The 1,444-nt window shown below is 53.0% G+C and carries 1 pseudogene; it reads right to left on the bottom strand.

Going from position 1 to position 1,444, the window contains the following annotated elements:
• Positions 1 to 1,246, bottom strand: a pseudogene (locus CO671_RS33030) (hypothetical protein); the annotation flags it as partial.
• Between the last annotated feature and the right edge of the window lie 198 nt (positions 1,247 to 1,444).

Genomic DNA, 1,444 nt, shown 5'->3' with positions numbered 1-1,444 from the left:
TACCCCTGGTTTGCAGCCAATCACTAAACTTTCGTTGATTGCTGGCCAGTCTCCAGACGACTCTCCTCTTGGAAGTCGAGGCCGATCCGAGCTTGCTCAGCTCTTCGTTGGCCAAGGCATCAATCATGAGGGCGTCGTCGGGATAAGGATGATGCTGTTTCAACTGCGACTCAGCGCCTAGATACTGCCGCAGCCGATCGAGACTCACGTTTATTTTTACTTCAACGTTAGTAGTAAATTCCCTAAAATCGTCCTTCAACGACCGTTGCTGCTCATCACTGCCAGTCAGGCGACTGCTTATGCTCCCCCGACCATTCTTTCGGAGCCAATTACTAAACCTCCGTTGATTGCTGGCCAGATTCAAGACGCCTTTCCTCTTGGAAGTCGAGTCCGGTCCGAGCTTGCTCAGCTCTTCATTGGCGAAGCCATCAATCATGCGGGTGTCGTCGGGATAAGGATCATGCTGTTTCAACTGCGACTCGGCGCCTAGATACTGTCGCAGCCGATCGAAACCCACGCTTATTTTTACTTCAACGTTAGTAGTAAATTCCCTAAAATCGTCCTTCAACGACCGTTGCTGCTCATCACTGCCAGTCAGGCGACTGCTTATGCTCCCCCGACCATTCTTTTGGAGCCAATCACTAAACCTCCGTTGATTTATCGCCATATTCTGGACAACTTTCCTCTTGGAAGTCGAGTCCGGTCCGAGCTTGCTCAGCTCTTCGTTGGCCAAGCCATCAATCATGAGGGCGTCGTCGGGATAAGGATTATGCTGTTTCAACTGGGACTCGGCGCCTAGATACTGCCGCAGCCGATCTAAACTCACGACCACTTTTCCCTCGGCCTCGGTAAATTTCCTAAAATCCTCCTGCAACGACCGTTGCTGCTGATCAGTACCCGTGAGTCGGCTGACTATGCTCCCCCTACCCTCCCTTTTGAGCCAATCGCTAAACTTTCGTTGGTTACTGGCATTTTTCTGAGAAATCGAGACCGGTCCGAACTTACTCAGCTCTTCCTTGGCCAAGCTATCAATGACGCGGGCGTCATCGGGATAGGGATCATGAATTCGGCGGCCCATCAGGCGCGGCCCAGCTCCAACGGCTTGGAGTTCTTGCCCCTCAGGTCCGAGCCTCCTGAAATGAGACAGCGCTGAGTTAAGACGGTTCTGATCGTCCTCACCGCTTGCCCAATAATCCGCGATATCAACGGCTAGTGAATCTGGATCGTTTAAAAACCGAGAAGCCATCGAATCTCTGTTTGCTGCTCGGAGCCAACGAGCGAACCTCCTAAGAATCCCTAAATTGTTCTCGACGGTAGCCTCGGGAACCCTTCCGTCCCCTCGGCCGATGCTACCGTCGGGTAGAATTTCATAGCCTCGGACTGCTTCCGCGAACTGGTTGATGCGGGTCTCGTCATCGGGATGCATGTCCCGGTCGGCGGGGCG

The organism is Rhizobium sp. M10, from assembly GCF_002531955.1.
Classification (GTDB): domain Bacteria; phylum Pseudomonadota; class Alphaproteobacteria; order Rhizobiales; family Rhizobiaceae; genus Rhizobium; species Rhizobium etli_C.
This window is presented reverse-complemented; position numbering and strand designations above follow the sequence as displayed.